We start from the raw sequence: 24700 nt of genomic DNA, 5'->3' as shown, positions 1-24700 counted from the left end.
TCACCCTCCATGACCCGGCAACAGCTCGAGCAACTGCAGGCACTATCGAAGCGGCTCGCAATTTCCTTTGATCTCGCCGAAGCAAGCGTGGACGATGAACAGAAATGCCGCCTCTACAGGGTCGCATTCAACGATGCCAAAAAAGCGCAGGCGCTTTGCACCGACCCCATGCTGGGCAGCCAAAGAACGACGCTGGAAGGAATCGGCGTACGCGCCGCTTCAGGGCTTCACGCGGTGGTGGCCAGGCTTATGCAGGGGACATCGTTCGAAGGGGGACCGATCTTGCCCCGAACCGGCGGCACCGCCGGCGACCAGGCGGCACGGCTAGCCCTTCGGCATCGCATGGACTTGCAACTCAAGCAGTATGCCGACTCGATCGCGGAGTTCGCCGATCACGAGCAGTTTGCCAAAGCCACGCTGCATGACCTTGACTGCGGGCTCGCCCACAACCCGGAACACGACGAGGTGACGCGAGACAATTGTGGGCGCATCGAGATCGCCTTGCGGTACATGCGCGGCGCCTTTGCCGCGTTTGCCGCCGCGGCCCACGGCGCGCGGCTGCGAACCTACGAGTGGCCGGATGAAGTCGTGCAATCGCTTGATGCAATGGATCCGATCTTCAGCAACATCCATTTGCTGTCGGCTGCGGTAACGAGCATGAGCAAGGATCCCAGCACAGCCGAGGCCAGAACGAAGCTGTTACAGGATATGCGGTTTGGGCTCGGCAGACTCGAGCGCGCCGCGGATCAATTCGCGCAGCAGGCCGCCGAGCATTGGTCGCCGGACGGCGAAGGGCCACAGCGATGGCAGGGCGCACTCAACTACATGGACGCGCTCGCCGCTTTCGCGTCGCCGTTCCTTGCGGCGATACGCGACGAGGCTGGCACGGTGGCATCGTCGTCCTCCGCCGAGCCCGCGGTTCCGGACAAGTCTGAGCCGACGCGCGCCAAAGCGGCATCGTCAGGCATGGAAAAAAGCTCGAAGCGATCGCAGCGCCGTGCGCGCGCGAAAGGCCTCTCAGCGACGCCTGACGTCACCACCTCTTTCGAGGCTGCGGTGCGGGCCGAGGTGCTCAAGCTCGCGGATGCGCAATTCAACAAGGAAAAACGGTTGACTCTGGATGCGGTGGACGAGGTGCATGCCGACCCGCTCGCGCTCGCGCGCAAATTTGGAAAAGACACGAGCGTCATTGATGCGATGACCGGGAACGGTGAGGATCCGAGAAGCATCGCGCACATCATTCGCAATTCGGCGCAGTCGTGGTTCGGCAGCGTCGATGCATTGCATAATATGTGCCGCAAAATCGAATCCTTGCCGCAGGATGGAGAAACGGGCGAGCGCCTCGCTCGCCTGAACGAACGGATAGTCGTGCTCCAACCGATAGAGGCCCGCATGAACGCGGACGAATCGGATTCGCTCAAGCGCAACGCCTATCCGAAAGCGAAGCACATCGATCGTCTGATCGACATGCACGAGATCGCTGCCGTGAGGGCGCCGGTCATGCTGCCGTCCGAAGGCGATGACGGCACGCAGGGCAGGCTGTTCGAGTTGCGTGTCGAGCCGCGACCGCTCTCGGACGGTAGCATGGCCGAACCCTTGTTTGTCCATGTTCATACCAGGCAGCCCGTGAGCGAGAGAGCGAGCCTGTCGCTGCCCTTTGAAGCATATGGCGCGATCCACGTGAAGACCGACCGGCAAAGGACGATGGGCCCGCGCTGGGAGGAAATTCAGCGGAAACTCGGCAATCTGGACGCCAGTGTCCATCGTGGAAAGCTTAACGAGTCGTTGTGGGCCCGATTGAAGAGCATGGCCGGAAGGCACCTGCAACGACCGGGGTCGGGGTCGTGAGTATGGCGCGGTAAAAAATATGTCACAGTGGTTCTCAACAACCCCGCATCGTCTATCGCGTTGACGTTTCCACGACGACATAATTTTCAGGCTGATACTGATATTCCACTGATCAATGATGGGGGAATATCATGTTCGAGACTCTCTTTACGCGTCCGCATGTTCTTGCTGCCCACAATCTCGCGCCCTGCGTGGAATCCAGGAAGCGCTTCCTCGTACATTGTCAGGAACAGGGTTATCCGCTCAGGTCGATTCGGAAGATCGCGTGGATCCTGCTGGTTTTTTCACAGAGCATTGATCTGTCCCGCCCGCGGTTAATAACGCACGAGGAAATCGCGTTTGCGGTTGACCATCGGATTCGACTTCTCCGAAGTGAGCGCACGAACGAGTCCCGCAGCTCGCGGCTTCTGTTCATCCATACCGCCACGGCCTGGCTGCGCTTCCTGGGGCGTCTGGAGGAACGGCATCCTATAGAAACCATTTGTTCGCTATGTCGAGCACTACGTCGATTTCATGCGCGACCAGCGAGGACTTTCCTCTGCCACTATTTCAACCTGTCGTGATGAGATCGGCCATTTTCTGGCAATGGTCTGTCGCCCTGACAAGGCACTCGATGCTCTCACTATCCACGATGTCGACACCTACCTCGCCTATCAAGGCAACCGCGGCTGGAGCAGACTCTCATTGCACGCGCTTGCGAGCACGCTGCGCAATTTCTTCCGGTACGCAGAAGGACAAGGGTGGGCTACCAACGTTGCGTCGGGCATTGAAGCACCTGTGGTGTATAGAGAGGAGGGGTTGCCGCTCGGGCTGAACTGGGATGACGTGCAAAGGTTTGTCGCCAGCTTTGTCGGCGAGAGCACGATCGATCTACGCAACCGTGCGATGATCATGCTGCTGGTTGTTTACGGACTGAGGCGCGGCGAGGTGGTACGGCTCCGTCTGGAGGACATCGACTGGTGCGGCGAGATCCTTCATGTCAATCGTCCGAAGCAACGCTGCACACAGCAATACCCGCTGGTGGCAACCGTTGGAAACGCCATTCTGCGCTACCTGAAGGAAGCGCGTCCACGAAGCGCCCATCGAGAGCTCTTCCTGTCGGTCGAGGCGCCGATCCGACCGCTGTCACCCGGACGCGTAAGCGGCATTGTCCGCTCGCGTCTCGCGACGCTTGGCATCGACATTCCGCGGCGTGGCGCACATTGCCTGAGGCACGCCAACGCCCGGCATTTACTCGACGCTGGTTTTGCGCTGAAGGAGATCGGTGATCACCTCGGCCATCGCAGCGCGTCGTCGACGAGAATCTATGCAAAGGTCGACCTGACCGGACTGCGGTGTGTGGCCGAAATCGATCTGGGGAGTCTGCTATGAAGCTCTCCGAACTCGTCGCCCAATACGTGAGCCACAAACGGGCGTTGGGCATGCGCTTCAATTCCGAGGCGGCCACGCTTGCCTCATTCTGCCACCGGGTTGATGGCAACATTGATGTGGAATCGGTCACGGTCGAGCAGGTACAGGACTTTCTGACTGGCAACAGGCCGCTGACTAACCATTGCCGGAAGAGAAGGTCTGTACTTGACTGCCTGTTTCGTTTTGCCCTCTCGCGTGGATATGTCAAGGCCTCGCCGCTTCCTCGCTACAGTCCGAGATTGCCGCCACCGCTGACACCCTATATTTATTCGCAGCAGGAATTAAAGCGCCTGCTCGACGTGGCGTCGGCGGCATGCAGTCCACGCGGTCTGCTGGATGCATATGTTTTGCGTGCACTCATTCTGATTCTGTACGGCGGTTGCCTCCGCCATGGCGAAGCCTTGCGGCTAACCATGCAGGACGTCGATCTCGACGAAGCCGTCCTGCACGTGAGCGAGAGCAAATTCTATAGATCGAGGCTGGTTCCGCTAGGCGCAGATCTGAATAGAGCGATGCAAACTTATGCCCGGCTACGCAACCAGAGATTTGGGCAGGCACCGGATGCGCCGTTCTTCTGCTTACGCGATGGTCGCCCCCTGAGCCAGAAAGCTGTGCGCAAGGCCTTTCAGCGACAGCGTACTCTGGCAAATATCCAACGCGAAGGCGGTGCGTCCTGCCAGCCGAGGCTGCATGATTTGCGACACTCAGGCGCAGTGCACCGGCTAATCGCCTGGTATCGCTGCGGCGCGGATTTGCAACTGTTGTTGCCGCAGCTCGCGACCTATCTCGGCCACATCGATCTCGCGGGCACCCAACGCTACCTTACCTTGACGCCCGAGTTGCTGAATGCAGCGAGCACGCGCTTTGAAACGTACGTCCTTGAGGTGCAACATGAATAACTCATCCCTGCTGGGTCCGTGGATCCGACGTTTCCTGATTGAGTATCTGGTGGGCGAACGTAACCTTGCCGTCAATACGCAAAGAAGTTACCGCGACATGCTCATGCTGTTGCTTCCGTATTTGGCCGCCAAGGTCGACAAGCGGATCGATCGCCTGACCGTTGATGATCTCTCCGCGCAAATGGTCCGTCTGTTCCTGACGCACATGGAAGAACAACGCCACTGTACGGTCAGCACACGAAATCAGCGGCTTGGCGGCATCCATGCGCTGGCTCGTTTCATCGGCGAACATGCGCCTGAATACGTCGACTGGTGGGCACAGATTCATCTGATTCCTGTTAAGAGAGCCAGTCGGCCGGAGATCAGCTACCTTAGCAGGCAGGAAATGGACGCCCTGCTCGCTGCCTCTGACGTCAATACAGCGCAGGGGCAGCGCGAACATGCGTTACTGCTCTTCATGTTTAACTCAGGAGCGCGTGCAAGCGAAGCTGCGCAGCTCAAGATTGGCGACGTTGACTGGCACACGCGCTCGGTCAGCATCGTCGGCAAGGGGAACAGACATCGCCGCTGCCCGCTCTGGAAATCCACGCTCGATGCGTTGCGCTCACAGTCCGAGGGGAGGGCCGCAGACGCGCCGGTGTTCCTCAATCGATTCCACCAGACGATGACGCGCTCCGGCATTCATGCATTGGTCAAGCGCTGCGCTATCCGTGCTGCAGCCAACGCGCCGTCGCTTGCCGGCAAGAATGTGCACCCACATGTGATTCGGCATACGACCGCCTCGCTACTGCTCCAGGCCGGTGTCGACATCAATACGATACGCGGCTGGCTTGGGCACGTTTCGTTGGAGACGACCAATATCTACGCCGAGATCAATCTGGAAACAAAGGCGCGGGCGCTGGCGACATGCGAAGTGGAAGGCGGTGCCGAAGGACAAAAGCAATGGCGGGATCAGCCCGACCTGATGACCTTCCTCCGCACCTTGTAACCGAATAATATGTGCTGTTCGCTTTCCACAAAGGTACTGCCTTGGCCTAGTTCGTTATCGAGCAGCACATATTTTTTACCGCGCCATACTCGTGATTATGGCCTCGAGGCCATAATCGTGAGTATGGCAGCGTTGAATCGTCGCCTCGTTGAAGGGCCAGCACGCGAGCGGCTGAGTGCCGGGGCACCGCGCTCGTATCACGCACCGGCACCCGTGGATATCGCCGCACTGATCGCGACGATCAGGATGACGTCGGAACTAGTACTGACAGCTCTCGCACTCCCGACACCGACTGCGTATTCTGTGCGTTGAGCATGAACGACAGGGCGGCCGTGCGCTGGGCGGCGAGCGCCTCCAGTACATACAGCGTCGATCGCCGCCAAATGCTGTCGTCGCCGAACGTCTGGGTGATCTCGGCGTCGATCTTTGCCAACTCGGCCGTGCGTGCCGGCGACGCGGGCTGCGTCTCATGGTGGCCGCGCAACGTGCAGAGGAAGTCGAGCCGAGTGCCCGCGTTGTCGCCCATATAGCGGCGCTCACCGGTTATCACGTTGCCGGCGTGGCCGCGTCCGACGAGAGATAACGTCAAGGCCGGTGTAGGGCGGTTGATGGCCGGTGACATCAGGCGGCGAGTTTCTGCTGAACCGGTTGATCGCCTTGCAGCGGTTCGCCGTCCCCTGAAGGCAATGCCCTCCAGTAACACCTTGATCTGTTCGGGGGCCGTTGATGCAGGCCCAGGTTTTCTCGGTTTCCTCGATCAGTTTGAATGCCAGACCCAGGAAGGTTGGTCGCGACACGCAGTTGTGCGTGCGCGTAGTGCGGTGGCGCACGGTCGCGAACGTCGACTCAATCGCATTCGTCGTCCGCAAATGCTGCCAGTGCTCGGCCGGAAGTCGTAGAAGGCCAGCAGGCTCTCCCGGTCCTTTTTCAACGCGAACTTCTCGCAACGATGAGCCGGATCGAGAGGTGTCCGAGATCAAGCCATGTTAAGGATTCGGTCAGGAATCGCGGACGATTCCCGACCGGCGCACCATGCGCGGCCGGATGGCGCGCCGATGCACTTAGCCGACGATGTCCTTCGCGGCCTTCAGGCCCATCGTCGCAATCTTCGCGAGCGTGTTGGCCTTATTGATTTCGTTCTCTTCAGCCATCGCCTGGTAGATTTCGGCGGTTGAACTGTTAGTGGCTGCTGCGCTGGAAACAGGTGCACTCATGGTTAATATCCTTGAAAAAGACAATTGGTACAACATTTAAACGTTCCGCCCCATGCGGAACGTCGGGGAAAAAGTGCGTGCCCGTCGGGTTGAACACGACTGCTCGCGTGCAGCGCACCACTCGTAAAAGGGCGCGCCGCGCTACATGCGCACTGCTACATCAAGGTGCCGCGTAATTGCGCCACGGCGCGAAGTCCCTCCACGCCGGCCCGGAGCTTCAGTGCTGCCGGTAACGGTCGAGCGCGACGCCGCGGCGTTGGCCGCCGTATCAAGTGCGTCCGCCAGTTCGCGAATGCCGCCCGGACTGGGGAGGCTGCGCCACGGCTTGCGGCACATCGGCAGGCACGTCGCTCAGTTTGTTGGTCACGCTTCGTACGTTTTGGTCATCCTCACTCGGAGGTAGTGTTGCCGAGCAGGTCGGCGAGTTTTTTGCCGCCGTCGCTTGTTCGCTCGTTCGACGTCGTCTCCTCTCCCTTCGTGATGAGCCGTCAGCATCGACTCGATCAGTTGCAGATCGGACGGACAGCGTGCTCCGCTCGTTGCCAACTGAATATTTAGTCGCTCCATCGCTGATCAACAGGCCCAGTGCCAATAAAATTGTTGCTGTACGCAACTCTATCTGAGAGCCGGCACGGAATCGGTCAGTACGCGAATTGCTTTGGACATAAACGAACCTTTTCTGGTCGTGATACAGAACGGTTCTGTCGCGCTAAGGCGTTGCGATAAAGTTCGATGGACAAAATTTCTGAAGCCTGGGATGAAGAAGATGCTGCGAAAGTCCATGCCGGCGGAATTGATGAAGGTTCTGATACGACTGCACTATCCGCCGGAGGTGATTCTATTGTGCGTGCGCTGGTATGTGGCGTACTCGCTGAGCCTGCGCAATCTCGAAGAGATGATGGCTAAGCGCGGCTTCGAGGTTGATCATTCAACCGTGCATCGCTGGGTGATCAAGCTTGTGCCGCTGTTCGAAAAAGCATTCCGCAAGCACAAGCGTCCGGTCGGTAAGCGCTGGCGGATGGCCGAGACGTATATGAAGATCAGTGGCGACTGGAAATACCTCTATCGTGCAGTGGACAAGGCCGGCCGGACGGTTGATTTTCTGTTGCGAGCGCATCGAGACAAGGCTGCGGCGCGTCGCTACTTCGAGAAAGCCATTGACCAGAATGGCGCGCCGGAGACGGTCAAACCGATGAAGGGCTTCAAGGATTTTCGTTGTGCCCGCCTCATCCTGTCTGGGCATCGAAACGATGCATATGATCCGGAAAGGACAGTTGAAAAGGAGCATGGAACTCATCAATCTACCGCCGAGCAGTTTTACTCCTTGATGATGTAAGCAGGGTCCTTCTAATCTAGTTCATGATTGTCAGTATGGCCTTATCGCGACAGAACCGCGGCACGTCCATACATGATGTCTGGGCCGGACTCGATCCTGAAATGGTGAACGCGATAGGCAAAGAAGCGTGGCTTGCCGTGAACAGATCTGGTAGCGGCGTATGAAGCGGGCTATGCCGCCACCACGAGGCCGGGGTTATTCGGCGCGATGCAATAGGCCCCCGGCTGCGCGCGATTGAGTTCCTCCAGCACCGCGATCTTCACCGCGTTGTTTCCTTGATGGCCCACGACGTATTTCGTGCGGTTGTTCAGATTGCCGGCATCGCGGTGATATCTGAGCAAGGACACGGCCAGCCCGGCCGCGACGCCTTTGGGTCGGTCTGACGAGGGCGGGTTGACGCAGATGCGGTTCGCGTGGAAGTCCATCGTGTTGGTCGACGGGTTGTACCCAGCATAGGGTTGAAAGATCCGTTCCTCGATGGCTTGTTCGATCAAGGCTCGGGCCGGCGCCGCACGATTCGCGTCGCCGTACGCTGAGATCACCGCGCTGTACGTGACGAGATCGGCTCGCCGCGAGGCGTCGCTACGCCCGAGATGTCCCACCTCTTCGAAGAGTGCCTGGGCGTCGTCGAGGCGGCCTGCCCTGCTGCATGCGATGATGGCCGCGTTATAGGCGCCGAGGTCCGGCGCTATCGAAGGATCCTGCCTCGCCGCATCTTTCATTTCATTCAGCAAGCGCAGTGCATCGTCTACGCGGCCAGCCCTACCGCACGCCGAGATCGTCGCGCTGTAAATCGCCACGGTCGGACCCATCGCGGGGTCTTTCCGGCCCACTCCTTTGAGCCGGTTGAAAACATCGAGCGCTTCGTCAGCGCAGGCATTCGTCTCCAGTGCGGAGATCACAGCGCCATAGGTTGCGACGGTAGGGCGCATCGCCGGATCGTGACGCGCCAACGTTTCGATTTCGTCTAACAGCGCGAGGCTTTCGCGTGCGCGGCCCGCCTCGCCATGGGCGGAAATGGCCGCGCCGTAGGCGATGACAGTGGGACGCATCGACGAGTCGTGCCGAGCCAGATCCTTCAACTCGGCGAAGAGCCGGATCGCCTCATCCGGTCGACCGCCTTTGCCACACGCGGAGATCGCCGCAGTATATGTGACGACGTCCGGTCCCATCGGCAACCGTTTGATTTCCTGCAGCAACTCGAGAGCGCGGTCGATCCAGCCGGCGCTTTCACAGGTCGAGATGGCCGCATTGTAAGTGACCACGTTCGGACGCATCGACGCGTCCTGGCCGCCAAGATGCTTGAGCTCATCAAGCAAAGCCAAGGCTTCGCGCGGGAGCCCCCCTTTGCCGCACGCGGTCAATGTCGCGTTGTAAGTGATCGTATCCGGGCGCATCGAGGCATCCGTGGCCGACAGCCGCTTCAGTTCGCCTAGCAGCCTCAGGGCTTCGCGCGGCCGGCCCGCGTTTCCGCAAGCGGAGATCGTCGAGTTGTAGCTGATCGCGTTCGGACGCATCGAGCGGTCGCGGAAAGCGAGCGCTTTCATTTCCTCCAGCAGGTCCAAGGCTGAATCCGCCCGGCCGGCTTTCGCGCATGCCGCAATCGCCGCGTTATAGGTAATGTTGTTCGGGCGCATCGACCGATCTCCCGTGGCCTGCTGCTTGAGTTCCGCTAGGAGCGACAGCGCTTCGGTGGCACGGCCGCTCCTCCCGCACGCCGAGATTGCCGCGGTATAGCTGATGAGAGTTGGGCGCATGGACGGGTCGTCGACGGCGAGATGCTTCAGTTCGTTGAGCAGTCGCAGCGCGTCGTCGGGGCGACCGGCTTTTCCGAGCATTGAAATCGTGGCGTTGTAGGTGACGACGTCCGGCTTTATCGACGGATCGCGTCTGGCGAGATCGCTCAGTTCGGTGAACAGCCCGAGTGCTTCGTCGGATCGCCCGGCTTTGTCGCACGCGGAAATCGCCGCGTTGTAGGTGATGACGCTCGGCTGAATGCCTGCTTGCTGCACGGCGCGGAACAGCTTCATCGTCGTCGAGAAGTTGCCGCTCATTTTCAAAAGCGAGGCTGTCACCTTCAGCACTTCGTCCGGCGCGCGCCTGCCGGCCTTGTACTGCGCGATTATCGAATCGTTCGAGCGATTGTCGGCCTCGTTGGGCCCAGCCGGCCGGATGTTGGATGTCCTGCGCCGCGGTAACCCAGGTGCGGTGCCGGTGCCGTCTGCTCCGGGAACGGCTTGAGGAGCGACCTGAATGGCCGCGCGCGTTTCCCCCGAATGGCTGCTTACGTCGGCAAGCGGCCTGAGGCCGAGTCGCGGCCGCTGTGCCGAGTCTTGCTCCACGTTTGCCGTTCGCCGCGCGTCCAGGCCGTTACCCCGCGTGTGTCCGGCATGGTCAGCGTCCGGAGAGCGGTGCCCTGCAGCGGTGTCGCCAGCGGGAAAATGGCCAGCCAGTGTGATGAGACGCCGCGGTGCGTTTCCCAGATTCCCCGTGGGGCGCGGCTTGATGGCTCGCACGCCCGCTAGGCCGTCGAGTTCGCCGCCAGGCTGTCTTCGGCGGCTGCCCGACGGACGTTCCTGATCTCGCATCGGGGTCTGCGCCGGTCCCGTTACGAGCGCATCGCCTGCAGGAGTGGGGGCGACCCTTGTCGTTTTCATTGATTCATGGACGGAAATGAGAGGGAGTCTTGCTGAAGGCCCTTGGATCATAGCGCGGACCTGTGGGTTCTGACTTGTCGCGAACTGATTGCCCGAGCAGGCTTCCGGCACGGTACGTCGAAATCTACGCGGCCGGCCATTGTCGGTGTATGCAGGGGCGGCGAAATACCGCTTCCAAACTCGAAACTCAGCCGTAAAACGGCCTAAGGCAGGCCCGGCGCCGCACACTTCGATGGCATGAGAGGTGCATGCCGGCCTCGACGGCATTAAGTCACATTCGCCCGATGCAAACGTTTCCTGAGTTTCGTTTGGTTCGCCGTTTTTTCTCTTGCGCCACATGGGGTCGGCGCCGGTGTGGTGGAAGATAGCGCCTCGCGCCCCGAAACCGAAGCGCTATTTCTCATTTTCGCCGCAACCGAAACTCCGTTCGCTGTCCGCTCACGCGGCCGGCGACAACGGACGGTCATGACCGATGTCCTGCGCTTTTCGCCGCAGCCTGACGTCCATGGCATGCATGACGCATGCCGCGACGAAATTGGGCAATGTAAGTGGGCGAAATCTGGTAACGCAGGGCTATCGCATGGACTACTTCAAATACGGCGACGTATTCAATCACGCACAGTTTGCCGAGGCTTACAACCGCCTCTCGCATCCGGCAAACGAAGGTGCGCAGGCGAACGGCATGTCACCGCAGGCCGGCGATCAGGCGGCGCAACCGCGCCGGCGGGCGGTGGCCGGCGAACTCCAGGCCCTTCAGAATCTGCGCCCCGGCGACGCGGCAAAGCCCCGGCCGCCACGCCCGGCTCAAAAGAGCCCCGCAGAAGGGGGGACTTCCCGGCCAGTCGCGAAGACGAAGCAGCCGGAGGCCCCGTTCGAGGAGCGGGTCCAACAGGATTTCGAGCGCTGGCTGACGGGCGGCGCCCCCACTACTCAACGGGCAGATGCCGCGGCGCGCATCGAGTATGCGGAGCTTGAGCAGGAGCACGCTCTGAAGCTCGACGGGCTCTCGCTCGGGCGGATTCCAGCGAAGGTCGGGCAGTTCGCGCAACTCCGGGCGCTCCGGATCGGCGGAAATCAGCTGGATCATCTGCCCTCCGCGGTGACTCGACTGAAGCAGCTGCAAACGCTCGACGCGCGAGACAACCGAATGACCGAACTGCCGTCCAACATCGGCCGGCTGCCATCGTTGAAGCATCTCAATGTCGATTCGAACCGGCTCGAATCGCTTCCGCACGAGCTTGCGGATCTCGCACAACTCGAGGCGCTTTCCGCCCGTTCCAATCGGTTGAGACTCGTTCCGCCACGAATGGGTGCGCTGAAGAAACTGAGAGAGCTCGATCTCGCGCAAAACCAGCTTGGTGACATTCCGGGCACCTGGGGCCCGTTGCTCGGATTGCTGGAGCGCCTCGATCTGTCGCACAACCAGCTTCAGCAGCTTCCGTCGACGTGCGAGATGCCTGTGCGGAAGCTGAACCTGAATGTCTCGGAGAACGCTTCGATGGCGAGCTTGCCGACTGTCTTTGGCGGGTTCGGCTATGCAGCGAAGCTGAGGCTGACCGCCGCGGACGACCACCAGTTGAAGAACGCCGGCGGCAGGCTGAAGGTGAATACCAGGGGGACGAACATTCGGCAGGGTCTAGTGAACGAAGCTCGCCTCGCCGCGGGGCGGGGCATCGAGAAAGGTCGTGCCGTCCCGGGGCGGCGCCGGCCGCGCCTCGTGCCGCTGGAAGGCAGCGACTGGAACTCGACGAGTTCGGAGCTGAGCTTCATGCGGGACCACGAGGAACCCGGGGAAATCGAAGGCCTGCAGCACGTGGGGCAGGAGGCGGAGGCGGACGAGACCTGGGGCGAGCGCCGCCTTCAGGCGTGGGCGGAGGGGCTGGCCGAGCAGTATGCCTCCCGTCATTTCCCGGCGCAGAGCACTTCGGCGCTTGCGCCACAGCAGGAACCGGAACCGGAACCGGACCTGTGGACAGCGGCACGCGTTGATATGTTTGATATCGAGGGGGCCGGCGGCGCTCCATCCGTGTTGCCTTCGCCGCCGCCCGCGCCGCAACGGCGGTCCGACTTCCTCACGGCGCTCCATGCCGAACTGGAGCGATTGCCGCAGCCCCAGGCGAGTGCCGTCGCCTCCTACCTCAGCAGTGTCCCGCAACACAGGCTGGCCTTCGCGCTTGCGCAACTGCGCAACGGTCCGGGGGGGCGCATGCAGGGTGACATGGCAGGAACAATGCCGATGCCCGGTGCGGCGGCAGCAACGGCGCGCTTGAATGACGCGGCGGCACCGTGGTTTGAAGTGCAGCAGCCTTTCGGACCGGTTTGATTCGAAAAGGGGTGGCGGCATCGTCTGATGTTCGCCGCCGTATCGGTAGTCTCACTAATTAATCGACTGGATGAAATGCAATGAAAAGCAGAATCAGTGGCAGCGGCAAGTATGCAGGACTCGACGAGGACATGTCGGATCGGGCAAGCCGGAAGTCGGGCTCGGGAGAGTCTGGCGGAAGCAGCCGGCGGTCCCGGTCCTTAGGCGGACACACCGATTCGCTCGCCTCGTTTCGTTCGACGCAACAGGCGCGCGCCGAACGAGACATGGGCCAGGACTACGATCTCGCCTCTCTCCAGAGCTACGTGTCGAATGCGTTTTCGGATCATTCCGTAGCTGTCGACGCTCGCCCCGACCGCGAGTCTTCCGGAAAGGCGGACGAGGAAAACGCTTCACTCAAAAGTTTCGTGTCCTACCTCTTCGCGGATGACGACGACCAACAGTCCCATGCCTCTTTGTACTCGAATCACGGCCCGACATACGCGGCCGCTTCCCCGAGTTACCGCACAGGCGATGCAGACACCATTTGGGGGATCGACAGGGCCGAGTACGAGGCCGTTCAACGCGAGGAGGGCATGCCGTCTATGGAAGACGAGTCGACGAGAAGCGACACGGCTTCGGTCCTGTCGGATGCGTCCCAGCGGACCTACCATACTGCGCGGACACACCTGTCCGATGCGAGCGGTGGGTCGTCGAGACCCGTGCATTCGGACAGGCAGCGGGCGACGCCGAGCCTGATGGAGACGGCTCGCGCTCTTGCCGCCGGATCGGAGCGGAGATCCACCGGCAGCGACGAATCGGATGCGACGTCCAATCGGCGATTGCGACGGTTTGCCCGATCACAGCTTTCCGCCGACGTCGCGTCGTTGATCAGTACCCCGTCCAACTCGACCGAACAGGCGCGATCGCGTACCTCGCGGCAATCGCAGACGACGGCACGGACGGCGAACTCGACCAGGGTCCCCTCGGCTGCGTCCGGCCATTCTGACCGCACGCAGCGCAGTTCCGCGAATACCGCAAGCATCCTGGCGAGAGCACAGCGGCATGTGCGCTGGATTCCGCCCCGTTCACAGGCGCCGAACCTGACCACCATCCAGGATGATATAGAAGGCGATGAGTGGTCACACCTGCAGAGTGGACTGAGCCGCCTCAGCCGTGACCTCCGACAGCGAGTCCTTTCGGGCGCGAGCGAGGCGACGTCACGTCTGCGTCAGGAAGCGTCGTACCAGCAGCGACGGACGGAAATCCGATCGGCCCGCGCCGAGCGCGAGAACTCCATGGCGTCCGTGTCGTCGGGCTCGTCGCGTGAAAGCGATTCGCAGGTCGTTGCACGCCTGCGAGGGGAAACGTGGAATGCCGTCACGCCGTCGGATGGGCGCGCCATCGACAGAAGCTCGGCAACGCTGGACGACCTCACGCGCTACACGCGCTGAAGGCCGCGACAAACAAACGCACTCAGGAAGAAACATGTTGAAGAAAATCGCGTCAAGTATCTCGACATCGGTTAGCCTGCCCGGCTCCTCGTCGAACAATGCGCCGGCCAGGTCGAAATCTGGCCGCCGAAGCGAGCACGACTTCGAAACACTGAAGTGGATCAACGACAAATATCGGGAGAGCAACGAGCTTCGCAGCAATGCGGCGGATAGGCTCACTGCAGCCAGACCGGGCGGCGAAGTCGACCTCGAGCAGATGGGGCTGACGGACCTGCCGGATCACCTGCTGGCTCGCGTTGCCGACTCGCGCAAGATCACGCTGAAGGGCAACAGCCTGAATGAAGTGCCGCGCAGGATGTTGACGTTCGCGAAGCTCCAGAGCCTGGATCTCTCGCGCAACAAGCTTGATGCGCTGCCTTCAGAAATTGCACAGCTGACGAGCGTGCGCAAGCTGGACGTGTCGCATAACCGGCTTGCCGAGCTTCCGGCAGCCGTCGGCCAGCTCACGAAGCTCAAGACCCTCCGTGCGGGGAACAATGCGCTCGAATACCTGCCGGCATCGATCGGCAACCTTACCAATCTCCGGAAACTGTCGCTCGGCGAAAACCTGCTGACGAATCTGCCGTTGCAAATCAAGGGATGCTCCAGTCTCGAGGAGCTCGATATTTCGCGAAACCACTTCGAGAAGTTGCCGGAAGCGGTCGGCTCGCTCATGCAACTGCGCAAGCTCCGCATTGGCGACAACGATCTGACCGACAAGGTCTTCGAGGTTGACGACGTGGAAGCGGAGGGGGAAACGGAGCCGGGCCTGGCGATAGACAGGGCGATCCCGGAGTCTGTCGGCCGTCTGAAGAACCTCAGGGAACTCGACGTATCGGGTAACCCGCTGACGTTCCTGCCGAGCGACTTTGGACCGTTGGCATACGCATCGACAGGCAGGATGACGGTCAGGAAATTCACCGACCGGCCGTCGGTTTTCTCGGACCTGGAAATCCACATCAGGAATACCCCGTTACCCGTCGAACTTTCAAAGGACGGCCGCCTGCCGCTCCTTACCACGGCTCCCGCTGTCCAATACAAGGAGCTCTATCAACCGCCCCATGTGGGTAAGCGAAGCGTAGTGGACGAGGACGACCTCGAACCGCCGCTCGACGCATTCGAGGAGAATCCGATCTCCAGAATGGCTCGAGCGATGCCTGAAGTCCTCGCCGCGCAAACGGCACTGGCCGGTGGCGGCCAATCGGTGCTCAACGAATTGCTGCGTTCGCTCGCCGCGAGCGGCCAGGCGGCGGCCAGCGGTCATGCGGGAATGCCGCCTGTTCGCCCGCAAACGGACAGGGGCGGATATGCGGGCGAGCCCTTGCAACGCGTTGGGCAAGGCGGGCAGAACGTGACGTTCGCCGCGCGGGGGATCGACCGCCCGTCGAGCGGTGCTGCCGCAGGCCCATCTTCGGGGCCAGACAATACGCGGCCGTTGTCCCGGACCTCGTCGAGCACCTCGTCACGTGCATCGTCCCGCGGATCGTCTCGCGCGCCGGGCGGCCATCCGACGAGGGCGCCGCGCAACGACGCAGGGCATGCGGCCACAAACCCGCCGGCGCAGCAGGCTCAGACGCAAGTGCCGTACGCCGAAGCCTACATGGCGCACCATCTGGGGCAGCCGTACCTCTCGCAACCGTACCCGTTGCAGCCGCCCTACACCCAGGCCGCATATATGCAGCCGCCGTACGCACCGTCAATATACGCACAGCCGGCGCCCGTCCAGGCCGCTCAGAACCCGGCGCTCGCCGAGCTGTTCCGTGCTTTGGCGGTTTCGTCGAGCGGGCCGCAGCCGCCGCAGCCGCTGGCGGCACCGTTGCACACGCCGCAGCTTCGCAAATCGTTGTTCGACTATTCGACTGCGGCGCCCGCCCGAGCCGATCGATTCGCAACCGACATGGTGGGCGTCCGGCAGATGCAACACGCGAAGCTCGCGGGCCTCGCCACCCGGTATACCGAACGGATCTATCCCCAGGGCCGGTGGCTCGAATACTGCGTGATGCAAGCGAAGGCGGGCCAAAGTGCGCCGCGCGATCTGTGGAATCTCGTCGTCATGATGTTCCGTCAGCACGTCATTTGCGACCTGGCCGAAAAGGTTGCGAAAGAGAACGCGAAAAAGCTGGCCGAGGATCCCAGCAAGACCCACCTCCAGATAGAGCCGTTGCCGATCGCACTGATGTACCAGGTGCTCGTCAGTCGCCCCAACGAGCTTGAGATTCTCGGCTTCGACGATCTGCGCAGGAGGCTGGACGAAACCCCGGCTTTACAAACGATGTTCGGGCACATGGCGGCCCCTGAGCAACACGACTTTTTCCGGCACCACATCATGAAGGAAGTGAACGAGGCAGAACAGCGCGAGGGCGGCCGCGATCTGGCCGCGTTCGCGGGAAAGCAGGAATTCTGGCAAACGTTTCTGCGCGAGCAACAGCTCGAAGCGGAAATGGCGTGGATGTCAGAGAACCACTTCTGATCCGCGCACGCTAAAGGAAACGCAATATGAAAAACGTGAAGCTGTCAGGTCTGCTGTGCGGTGCGAACCCGGCCGATTGCATGCCGCACGCGCCGCAGGCGCGCAATGCGCGTGGGTCACGGCCGGGCGTGCCCGGCGGACGCCGCCCATCCCTCTCGCAACTGCGCGAGGGCGGTCCGCTCAGCGCGTTGGGTCCGCGCCGCCCCGCCGGCTTCAAGGAAGGGCTCGACGAGTGGAAAGGGCGAGCCACGGAGCCCGGGCAACAGCGTGCGAAAGCGGCCGAACTCATGGAGAACGCGCAGGCAGACGGGAAAGAAGTGTTGGCTCTCTCGCAGCTTGGATTGACGCGACTACCTTCGCAGATCGGCGCGCTGAAGAAGCTGCAACTGCTTGATTTGAGCAACAACAAACTGACCAGGCTGCCCGCGTCGATAGGAGAACTGGAGAGGCTGACCCGTCTGTTCGTGGATTCCAACGAGCTGGAAAGCCTTCCAGACGAGATGCAGAACCTTAGTCACCTCAAGCGTTTCTCGGCAGCGGGAAACCGGTTGTCGCAGGTGCCGGAGTCGATGCACAAGCTGGAGCGTCTGAGTTCCGTCGATCTGAAGTCGAATCAGATATGGACGCTGCCGCCCAAATGGGTCGAGCTCCTCACCCGACTGCGCAGGCTCGACCTTTCCGACAACCAGCTGAAGCAATTGCCGGAACTGCCCGGCAATGACGGTGCCGGTGCGCGTGACGACGTTCGGGGCAAGACACTCGATCTTGATCTATCGAACAACGAGATCGCGACGCTGCCGATAAGCTACGGCTCGTTCCGGTATCACGGCCAATTCAGCGATCACATGCTCGTCAATGCGGCGCGTACGATCGTCGTGCGCACGGCAAATACGCGTATCCGCGAGGGCCTCGTGGCGACGGGGCGTCTTGCCCCAGGGCGCGGCGTGTCGGCTCACGAAGCGCAGATGTTTGCACGCCAAAGCCGCATGTCGGCACGCGGGAACGCACCGATCGAGGAAGACGACGCGTCGCTCGGTTCGTTCGGCGACTATGTCCGGCGGCACGGCGAACCGGGGCAGGCTGCCCGCTTCGAGAGGCCGCCTCACGCGGTGGCGGAACCGGAACGCGGCGAACTCGGCAAACAGCCGGAATGGACGAAGCCGGGGGGCATGTGTGGACCGGGCGAAGTCGCAGACCTGTTCGCGGCCCTTGGAGCGCCTCGGGCGGGGAAGGCCGGCGCGGGTTTCATGAACGTGTTGGCTGCGGAACTGCAGAGCCTGCCGGAATCCCAGCGGGCCGCAGTGCTGACTCAGCTGGCAGCCGTACCGCCGGCAGTCCTCGAGGCTGAACTTGCGCGTATGCAAACCGGATGGCAAGGCGGCGCGGCCATGCCGTGGCCCTTGCCTGCGGCACCGCGGTTTCCGACGCAGACGGTTCCACCGTTTGGCGCGCAACCCGGTCAGCATTTTGTGCCGCCGCTCGGCACGCGGCCCGCTCAGCAATTCGCGCCACCGGTCGCCGCACAGTCCGAGTCGTCCGGCGTTCGACCGCCGCCCGTCGGCACATCCGATGCGTGGGGCAGCTTGAAACAGCCTTGGTCAGATGATGCCGTGCCACCATGGGCAAGCGCTCGCACAACCCGATCGGGCGTGCCGCAAAATGATGCCGATCGGTGGGCTCGGCCGCAATGGGTCGCGCCGGCCGCGCAGCAAAAAGCCGACGAGCCGGAAATGAACGGCGCATACAGTAGTTGGACACATGAGTTTGACGGCTACGCATGGACGAGTCCCCCGAAAGCGACGATTACCGCGCAACTGGTGTTGCAAACGGAGCCCGAGCAGCCGGATATCCTCACCACGCTCGAACGTTTCATGAGGATGGTGAACGGCGATCCGGCGCAATGAAAACGCGTCACCGTAGCCGGGTCGAGAGATGAAAAGCGCGAGGAGCGCGATCCGCATGCGAGTGGAAGTCCGCTCGATTACGGTCGAATTCCTTCATGTTCTAAAAATGCAGCTGACTCGGCGGCAATGCCGGCGGCAAGCGTCTGGAACAGTGTTTCCCTAGTAGAAGCCAGCTAATAGGAGTGAATGCAGTGAGCAGGATTAATCGCAGCAGTAGTGAACGTAGCGACATGTCGTTGAGCGGTCCATCTGTCACGCCATCAGTCGCGCAGAGCGTACAGGAATCCAGGCAGAGTACCCGTAGCGCAATGTCGAGCGCTCTTGCACAACTGTCATTGCGGTCGCGGAAGCCGGGCTCACGCCAGAGCCAACAACCCCGCTCGAATGCTCCGTCGGAGCGGACTGTAATCAGCCGCGAGCCGATGGACACCGCGTCGGTGCTGAGCGACAGGAGCGTGGCGACGGGCCGCTCGAATGCGTCGGTGCTGGGCGGCGCCAGCCAGAGCAGCCAAGCCCGCTCACAGGCCCCGTCGGGCCGGACCGCGATCAGCCGAGGAGCAGCGGACACCGTGTCGGTGTTAAGCGACGCGAGCGCGGCGACCGGCCGCTCGAATGCGTCGAACCATTCGACTCGGAGCAGCACCGCGCTGCATGCGCCGGCGGCGAGCCTTGGGCTGGGCTCTCATCGCGACGAATTGGGTCGTACCGGCCGGGGTTCATCGCAGGCGAGCGGTGGCACGTATGCCGAATGGAAAGCGATGCAAGAGAATCGGCGGCGGACAGAGACGTCTGGATCGGAGTCGCCATCGCCGTCCCTGCAGAGTAGCTCGTCGTCCGGCCGGCGATTCAAGCCTGGATCCTTGGCTTCCCGGGTGCTGGACACAGCGAGCAGCAGATTGAGCACAGCCCTTGGTCACAGGCCGGCATTTACGGTCACCGGCGATCCCAGCAAGATCCCGACCACCCCTCGACGAGAGTCTCCCTACGAGCCCGACCTCAGTAATCCTGCTGTCGCGCTGGCGGCACATCAGTGGGATCCGGTGGCATATCCGAGCGCCGAGCCCACGGAGTCCCGAGTAGCCTCATTGAGGATGCCGTAAACGACGCGAGAGTCGGCGGTCGCTTTCGCCCTGGCCCGCTCCCGTCACAACGAGAGTTGACTGACCTGCCCCTGCCGGCAAGGTGGGGTCGCTTCACCGCTGCTCAGGTGTCGAGGGCGGGCCGGCCGGAAAGATGCCGTCGCTGGTTTCGCCGTCGTACTTGCGCTGCGGACCCGCGCATGCCGTTGTGCGTTTCGCGTCCTGCTCGCGTCGATGCGGACACAAGCTCGTCGCGTATCTGGGCGAGGGTGGCGCACGAGGTGCGCTTGTCGTTCGGCATTTGCAGGAATTCGCGGACGATGGCGAGCACGGCATAAGTCGGGCTCGCACGCGCGGCATCCGTGGCCGCCGTGGCCGCTTCGTCGATGCGGGTCGCCATTTGCACGCCGATGAGCGCCGCCCCGTCGGAGAGCATGTGCCACACGGCGGTTAGCATGGAAGCGGCAACGGCGAGGATGGTTTTCTTTGGGCCGCGTCGTGCTTTGATGCGTAGAACCGGGCATGCAGAACGCCTGCTGGAAGAACACCTTCGTGAGAGTTAACCGACGCCGCGTTGCCGCATCTCCGTTCAACGAGCCGCCTCGACGCACGTGTGATGAAGTGCCTCGACCGCCCGGCATGCATTGATGACCCGGACATGCTGCCGGCTCGGACCACTCGTCTGGTCGAGCAACGTTTCGATCGAGCGCGCGTCGAGGTTGGGCTGCAAGCCGAGCAGCAACGCGATGGTGCCCGTCACGTTCGCTGTCGCGAACGACGAGCCCGAGACAAAGTCGTAATGTCCGCCGGGTGTGAGCGTCAGGATGTCGTGGCCGGGCGCGTAGAGCACGCGCGCGGCGGAATCGGAGCCGGGGCCATTCGCCGCGCGTGCCGACGCGCGTGCGGAGTCCACCGCGATCACGCCCGGCACGCCGACCGGAAACGCCTTGAGGTTGCCGTCCGGCAGCACCGCGCCCACCACGATCACGCCTTTTCTCACCGACAGTTCGATCAGTTGAGTGAGCAGCGGATCCTTCGGCCCGCCCAGGCTCAGATTGATGATCTGTGCATGCGCTTCGAGCGCCGACTGGATCGCCTCCGCGAGCGTGAACGAATTGCAGCGCGAAGGTCCGCTGCGATTGTCCGCTTGCCAGCAGGCCTTGACTGCGATCAGTTTCGCGTGCGGCGCGACGCCTTCGATGCCGGCCTTGCCGTCCGCGCCGCCCGCGCGATCCGCCGCGATGACGCCCGCGACCGCGGTGCCATGCAGGTCGCGATTGAATTGCGTCCAGTCCTCGTCGACGAAATTGCGCGTCGAGACAATGCGGTCGCGCAGATCGGGATGGGTGGTGTCGACGCCGGTGTCGATCACCGCGACCCGCACCGAATCGCCGCGCGTGACCTTTTGCGCCGCGCCCGCGCCGATTTCGCGGAAGCCCTGCTGCAAGTCGGTGTAGTCGTTGTTGCCGGCTGGCGCGTCGGCGAGCAAGTCGAAGGTCTGCAACGGCTGCGCGAGGCTGACGCGGGAATCGGCGGCGAGCCGCGCGACGACTTCCTCGCGCGGCGTATCGCCGATGATCTCCAGCATCGCGCAATGCACCTTCAGCGACGGGATCGGCCAGGCCGACACCTCACGCAAGCCGTATTGCCGTGCGAGCGCCGCGACTTGCGCCCGCGCGCTGCCGCCCGGCGAATAGCCGCCGGCCGCGCCGTATCCGGCCGCGGTCGAGCCGGCGCGCAGCATCAGCGTTTCGGGCGGATTGGCGACGGCCAGCACGATCATTCGTTCGGGGCGCGCCTTCATCTGCTGCGTCGCGACAGCGGGGTCGGGCGTCGCGGGCACGAGCGCGCAGGCGGACATCGCGAAGGCGGCGCACAGGGAGAGCCAGCAGAGCAGCGTGCGCCGCGCCAGGGCGGCCCACGTGCCGCGTTCGCCGCCGTTCGCTGCCGGGCTCGCGTCGTACGGCGGGTGCGGGGCGGAGCGGTCCTTGGACGTCATGGCAACTCGATTCATGATGGAAATAGCCGTAGGTGCGCGTCGCCGTGTAAAAAGTTACGCCGCCGCTCAGAAATGCCAGATTGCATCGGCGATCCAGCGATTGGATGCGCCCGGTCCGAGGTGCGCCTTGGCTTCGTTGTTGGTGGCGATATACGACACGTCGAATTGCCACGCGCGATACTGGTAAGTCAGTCCGACGTTGCCGTAGACGTAGCCGATGCCGAGCACCGAGTGCAGATCGTAGTAACCGATGCCGGCCGTCGCGGTCCAGCCGTGCACGAGCGGCAGGCGGCCGACCAGATCGTAGGCGACGGCGTGCGAACTCGGCGACGGCCCGAAGCCCGTGTTCGGCGAGAGCGCGACCGAGGCGAACAGGGAGTCGCGCCAGCCCGCGGTCAGCACCAGTTCGTCGTAGTTGAAGCGCGAGGACTGCGATCCCTGGAGGAACTGGTAGTGCGAGAGCATGGCCTGGGCGCTCCAGTCGCCGGCCAGGCGCCAACCATATCCGCCGTTGACGACGACTTCCGCGCCGTTGGTGGGGCGGCGGGCGGAGCGCAGCGACGCAGCCGACGCGCCCGCAAAGAAACCGTTGCCCGGATACCAGTTGGCCCCTGCGCTGACGGACGGCTGCCTGTTGCCGATGTCCATGCCGCGCGTGACCTTGTTAGTGGTGACACCTGCCTCGAACTGCCAGTCATCGCTCGCAGCCGCGGCGGGCGACGATAACACGGCGAAGGTGACGAACAGCGGGCACCATCGAACCCGGCCTACGGACAAACCGGCCGCCTTGCGGCAAGTCAGGAGCAAAGCACGCCGCAACTCCATATCGTTGGTTCACAGTTCCGGTGGATTGGGACGCTGACCGACTGGGCGTCCAGCCATCTGCACGACCCGGTGCGATGCATAGTGCATCCCATCGGGTCGTGCAATCCTAACCGATAAACGCAAACGGAAGAATTCCGGAGCAAACGTCAGTGGTGTCATGAACTCGCCGCGCCGCGTGAAGCGGCAGAGAAAGCGCGCAGTCGGCGGTGATACCGCGGCCAGCGCAGGTGACATGAGGTCGTGCGTGAAATTGGAAAGATGACCGCAAGTGACGTCGGGCGCGAAGAAGGTCGCAAACGACGCGAAAAACCCGTGAGCGCCGTCACGCTGGTCGACGCAATGCAAAGATCGCACAGTTGCTTGTTGCGGGCAAAAAATATCAGATCAGGAAAGGCGGTTTCTACTGTCAGTACGCCCTCAACCCCCGGTAGGGATGTGCTGACATCTCCGGCGCGATGCGCCGCGCCTCATGGATCCGACGCGATGGCATGCCCGGCGTGCAGCAAGGGACGCCAGCAGGAGGCTCAATTATTCTCTACCGGAATGCATCCCGCATCGATCAGGATGGCACCTACGGAGCAGAGACTCGATGCGAGGCAGGGTCACGCGGCAAGCGCGATCGACGGGGCAGACAGCCGACAACGGCTGGTCGCACGAAAAAGTCCAGGGAACATCAATGAGCGCCCCAACCGACCGGGAATGCTGGAGCGGCGAAGACTGCGCCGTCGGCCAACAATTGAACCGGCCTGCGTCTAAGACTTCTCAAGGACCAGGCCGACTGGAGACAATGTAGTGCGATTTGCCCTCGTGACCGAAGACCCTGTATTGATCCGCGATCTGACCGGATGTTTTGCCAGCGACCCGATTGTGATCGAGCCATTCAGCGCTGGACAGGATTTCCTGCGCGCAGCGCGTGCGACCGTGTATGACCTCGTGCTGATCGATGCACAGAACAGTTCACTGTTACTCGACGTGCTTCAGTCATCGCGCAACAGCGATGCGACTGTGGGCACGCCGGTGGTCGTCCTCACGCCGTTCCCGGACTGGGCGGCAATGCTAGGCTGGATCAACGCCGGCGCCACGGATGTGGCCTACCGCTACGACCTGGAACAGGTGCGTCTGCGCGCGCATGTCGTGCTCCAGCGCGAGACACATCGGGCGGCAGGTGCCGACACCATTGAACTGGGCAGCTACGTGTTGCGAAAAGATGTCGGCCTGGTGGCTCTCGATGGCGTGGAGATACCGCTGACGCCGCGCGAATTTACGATAGCCTGGCTGTTTTTCTCGAATCCAGGCAGGTTCCTGAGCCGGGCGCAGATTGCCGGCAGCGTCTGGGGTTCACGCGAGCACGTCGCCTCGCGCTCCATTGAGCAGCACGTCTACAAACTGCGCAAGAAGCTTCGCCTATCGCTCGGATCCGGACTGAATCTGAAGACCGTCTATGCGCTCGGCTACAGGCTGGATTCCGTCCTGTCCGTCAGCCCACCTGATGGGCGGACGGGCGCGCCGAAACCTGGCGCGGCACGACCTTCATGCGCAATGCAGTCCGATGCCCGCGAACAGGGCGCTGACGTCGCCGATGCCTGAACGTCGCTTTAGCCCAAGCCGCGAAACGGGAAGGGGATGACAATGGATATTATCGAAATCGCGAAGAACGCCGGTATGCAGTTGCTGCTCGATGCAAAGATCGGCCGGGAGACATATCACAGCGTATGCGGTTCGCTGTCGTCGTTGCAGCGCTTCGCGGACGCAGTACGCGCAGCGGCCGCCGCACAGTCACCAGCACAGGGCGACGACGAAGAGCATATGAAGTAGCGGCCTGCGTCTGCGCAGCGCCTGCGGAGTGCACCAACCGCGCTTGATGTGCTGCGTCCTCTTCTGGCAAGACGTCTCCACCTGTCCGTACCAGATGATCAGCGTTTTGGTTGCGATGGATCGCGCCGGTCTGCTGCACGTCCCGTTGCAGCACCTCGTGCACGCGCCCACAGGGATCGGCCGAACGAGCACCTCGCGCACGATCCCCACGATCCCGCGATAAGGCTGCTGCAGATCAACGCCCAGCGCGAGCATCGCCTCATGGACCATCGTTGGGTGACCGGCACCGCGAAACCGTCCTCCAGCGCTACGGTCGCCTTGCGCTGTTGCTGGCAGACGCGCCCAGGGTCTCACACCATGCCGGTCCGCTGGCGCACGCACCGGTGCCGGTCACAGCGACGTGCCCGCAACAAACCCTTTCGTTCTCGCCTAGGCAGCATGGCTGTTGCGCCGGCGGATCG

Annotated in this window: 17 protein-coding genes and 3 pseudogenes; 12 read left to right on the top strand and 8 right to left on the bottom strand. The window is 62.4% G+C overall.

What is annotated here, in order from left to right:
• Nucleotides 1-9: 9 nt before the first annotated feature.
• The 5 genes and pseudogenes from CUJ90_RS31315 to CUJ90_RS31300 all read left to right on the top strand — a co-directional run bounded on the left by CUJ90_RS31315 (nucleotide 10) and on the right by CUJ90_RS31300 (nucleotide 5145).
• On the top strand, nucleotides 10-1848 hold the full coding sequence (locus tag CUJ90_RS31315) for a hypothetical protein (protein ID WP_114164570.1): 1839 nt from the start codon (nucleotides 10-12) through the stop codon (nucleotides 1846-1848).
• A 504-nt stretch (nucleotides 1849-2352) separates the two neighbouring features.
• A pseudogene (locus CUJ90_RS33800) lies at nucleotides 2353-2571 on the top strand (site-specific integrase); the annotation flags it as partial.
• Nucleotides 2572-2625: 54 nt separating this feature from the next.
• Nucleotides 2626-3219 carry a tyrosine-type recombinase/integrase gene (locus CUJ90_RS31310; protein ID WP_422879730.1) on the top strand — a complete coding sequence of 198 codons (594 nt, stop codon included), beginning with the start codon at nucleotides 2626-2628 and terminating at the stop codon, nucleotides 3217-3219.
• Entirely contained in the window at nucleotides 3216-4157 is a 942-nt protein-coding gene (locus tag CUJ90_RS31305; RefSeq protein WP_114163794.1) for a tyrosine-type recombinase/integrase, read from the top strand. The genes CUJ90_RS31310 and CUJ90_RS31305 overlap by 4 nt, the downstream gene beginning before the upstream one ends.
• Nucleotides 4150-5145 (top strand): tyrosine-type recombinase/integrase, encoded by a 996-nt coding sequence (locus CUJ90_RS31300; RefSeq protein WP_114163793.1) that lies wholly within the window; start codon nucleotides 4150-4152, stop codon nucleotides 5143-5145. The genes CUJ90_RS31305 and CUJ90_RS31300 overlap by 8 nt, the downstream gene beginning before the upstream one ends.
• A gap of 241 nt (nucleotides 5146-5386) precedes the next feature.
• Here CUJ90_RS31300 and CUJ90_RS31295 read toward each other — a convergent pair whose 3' ends face one another.
• From CUJ90_RS31295 to CUJ90_RS32970, 3 genes and pseudogenes are all read right to left on the bottom strand, one after another.
• A complete protein-coding gene (locus tag CUJ90_RS31295) occupies nucleotides 5387-5767 on the bottom strand; it encodes a hypothetical protein (protein WP_073430294.1) in 381 nt (126 codons plus the stop codon).
• A pseudogene (locus CUJ90_RS31290) lies at nucleotides 5767-6076 on the bottom strand (transposase); the annotation flags it as partial. The gene CUJ90_RS31295 and the pseudogene CUJ90_RS31290, both read right to left, overlap by 1 nt.
• 130 nt (nucleotides 6077-6206) lie before the next feature.
• On the bottom strand, nucleotides 6207-6359 hold the full coding sequence (locus CUJ90_RS32970) for a hypothetical protein (RefSeq protein WP_167363291.1): 153 nt from the start codon (nucleotides 6357-6359) through the stop codon (nucleotides 6207-6209).
• 757 nt (nucleotides 6360-7116) lie between these two features.
• Between CUJ90_RS32970 and CUJ90_RS31285 the strand changes: the two are divergent.
• Nucleotides 7117-7695 (top strand): annotated as a pseudogene (locus tag CUJ90_RS31285) (IS6 family transposase).
• A gap of 170 nt (nucleotides 7696-7865) precedes the next feature.
• Here the strand turns inward: CUJ90_RS31285 and CUJ90_RS31280 are convergent.
• Complete coding sequence (locus CUJ90_RS31280) at nucleotides 7866-10283, bottom strand: hypothetical protein (RefSeq protein ID WP_161553743.1); 2418 nt, start codon at nucleotides 10281-10283, stop codon at nucleotides 7866-7868.
• A 649-nt stretch (nucleotides 10284-10932) separates the two neighbouring features.
• Here CUJ90_RS31280 and CUJ90_RS31275 point away from each other — a divergent pair.
• The 4 genes from CUJ90_RS31275 (at nucleotide 10933) to CUJ90_RS31260 (ending at nucleotide 18521) form a co-directional block, all read left to right on the top strand.
• On the top strand, nucleotides 10933-12675 hold the full coding sequence (locus CUJ90_RS31275; RefSeq protein WP_114164567.1) for a leucine-rich repeat domain-containing protein: 1743 nt from the start codon (nucleotides 10933-10935) through the stop codon (nucleotides 12673-12675).
• Nucleotides 12676-12755: 80 nt separating this feature from the next.
• Nucleotides 12756-14108, top strand: a complete 1353-nt coding sequence (locus tag CUJ90_RS31270; protein ID WP_152035395.1) for a hypothetical protein — start codon at nucleotides 12756-12758, stop codon at nucleotides 14106-14108.
• A gap of 34 nt (nucleotides 14109-14142) precedes the next feature.
• Nucleotides 14143-16617, top strand: a complete 2475-nt coding sequence (locus CUJ90_RS31265; protein WP_161553742.1) for a leucine-rich repeat domain-containing protein — start codon at nucleotides 14143-14145, stop codon at nucleotides 16615-16617.
• An 80-nt stretch (nucleotides 16618-16697) separates the two neighbouring features.
• The gene (locus CUJ90_RS31260; protein WP_208645271.1) at nucleotides 16698-18521 is read left to right on the top strand and encodes a leucine-rich repeat domain-containing protein; all 1824 of its coding nucleotides are present in this window, start codon (nucleotides 16698-16700) and stop codon (nucleotides 18519-18521) included.
• A gap of 100 nt (nucleotides 18522-18621) precedes the next feature.
• On the opposite strand, the gene CUJ90_RS31255 is transcribed toward CUJ90_RS31260, so the two are convergent.
• The 4 genes from CUJ90_RS31255 to CUJ90_RS31240 all read right to left on the bottom strand — a co-directional run bounded on the left by CUJ90_RS31255 (nucleotide 18622) and on the right by CUJ90_RS31240 (nucleotide 22376).
• Nucleotides 18622-19164 carry a hypothetical protein gene (locus CUJ90_RS31255; protein WP_073430300.1) on the bottom strand — a complete coding sequence of 181 codons (543 nt, stop codon included), beginning with the start codon at nucleotides 19162-19164 and terminating at the stop codon, nucleotides 18622-18624.
• 560 nt (nucleotides 19165-19724) lie between these two features.
• Nucleotides 19725-20000, bottom strand: coding sequence for a hypothetical protein (locus CUJ90_RS31250; RefSeq protein WP_152035394.1), 276 nt, complete (start codon nucleotides 19998-20000; stop codon nucleotides 19725-19727).
• 189 nt (nucleotides 20001-20189) lie between these two features.
• On the bottom strand, nucleotides 20190-21599 hold the full coding sequence (locus CUJ90_RS31245; RefSeq protein WP_114164562.1) for a S8 family peptidase: 1410 nt from the start codon (nucleotides 21597-21599) through the stop codon (nucleotides 20190-20192).
• A gap of 66 nt (nucleotides 21600-21665) precedes the next feature.
• Nucleotides 21666-22376: a TorF family putative porin gene (locus CUJ90_RS31240; RefSeq protein ID WP_159442618.1), complete on the bottom strand. Its 711-nt coding sequence runs from the start codon at nucleotides 22374-22376 to the stop codon at nucleotides 21666-21668.
• Between the two features lie 840 nt (nucleotides 22377-23216).
• On the opposite strand from CUJ90_RS31240, the gene CUJ90_RS31235 reads away from it, so the two are divergent.
• Both CUJ90_RS31235 and CUJ90_RS31230 read left to right on the top strand, forming a co-directional pair.
• The gene (locus CUJ90_RS31235; protein ID WP_161553740.1) at nucleotides 23217-24011 is read left to right on the top strand and encodes a response regulator transcription factor; all 795 of its coding nucleotides are present in this window, start codon (nucleotides 23217-23219) and stop codon (nucleotides 24009-24011) included.
• 42 nt (nucleotides 24012-24053) lie between these two features.
• Nucleotides 24054-24239, top strand: coding sequence for a hypothetical protein (locus CUJ90_RS31230; protein WP_073432932.1), 186 nt, complete (start codon nucleotides 24054-24056; stop codon nucleotides 24237-24239).
• Nucleotides 24240-24700 lie beyond the last annotated feature (461 nt).

This window comes from Paraburkholderia terricola (assembly GCF_003330825.1).
Taxonomy (GTDB): Bacteria; Pseudomonadota; Gammaproteobacteria; order Burkholderiales; family Burkholderiaceae; genus Paraburkholderia; species Paraburkholderia terricola.
This window is presented reverse-complemented; position numbering and strand designations above follow the sequence as displayed.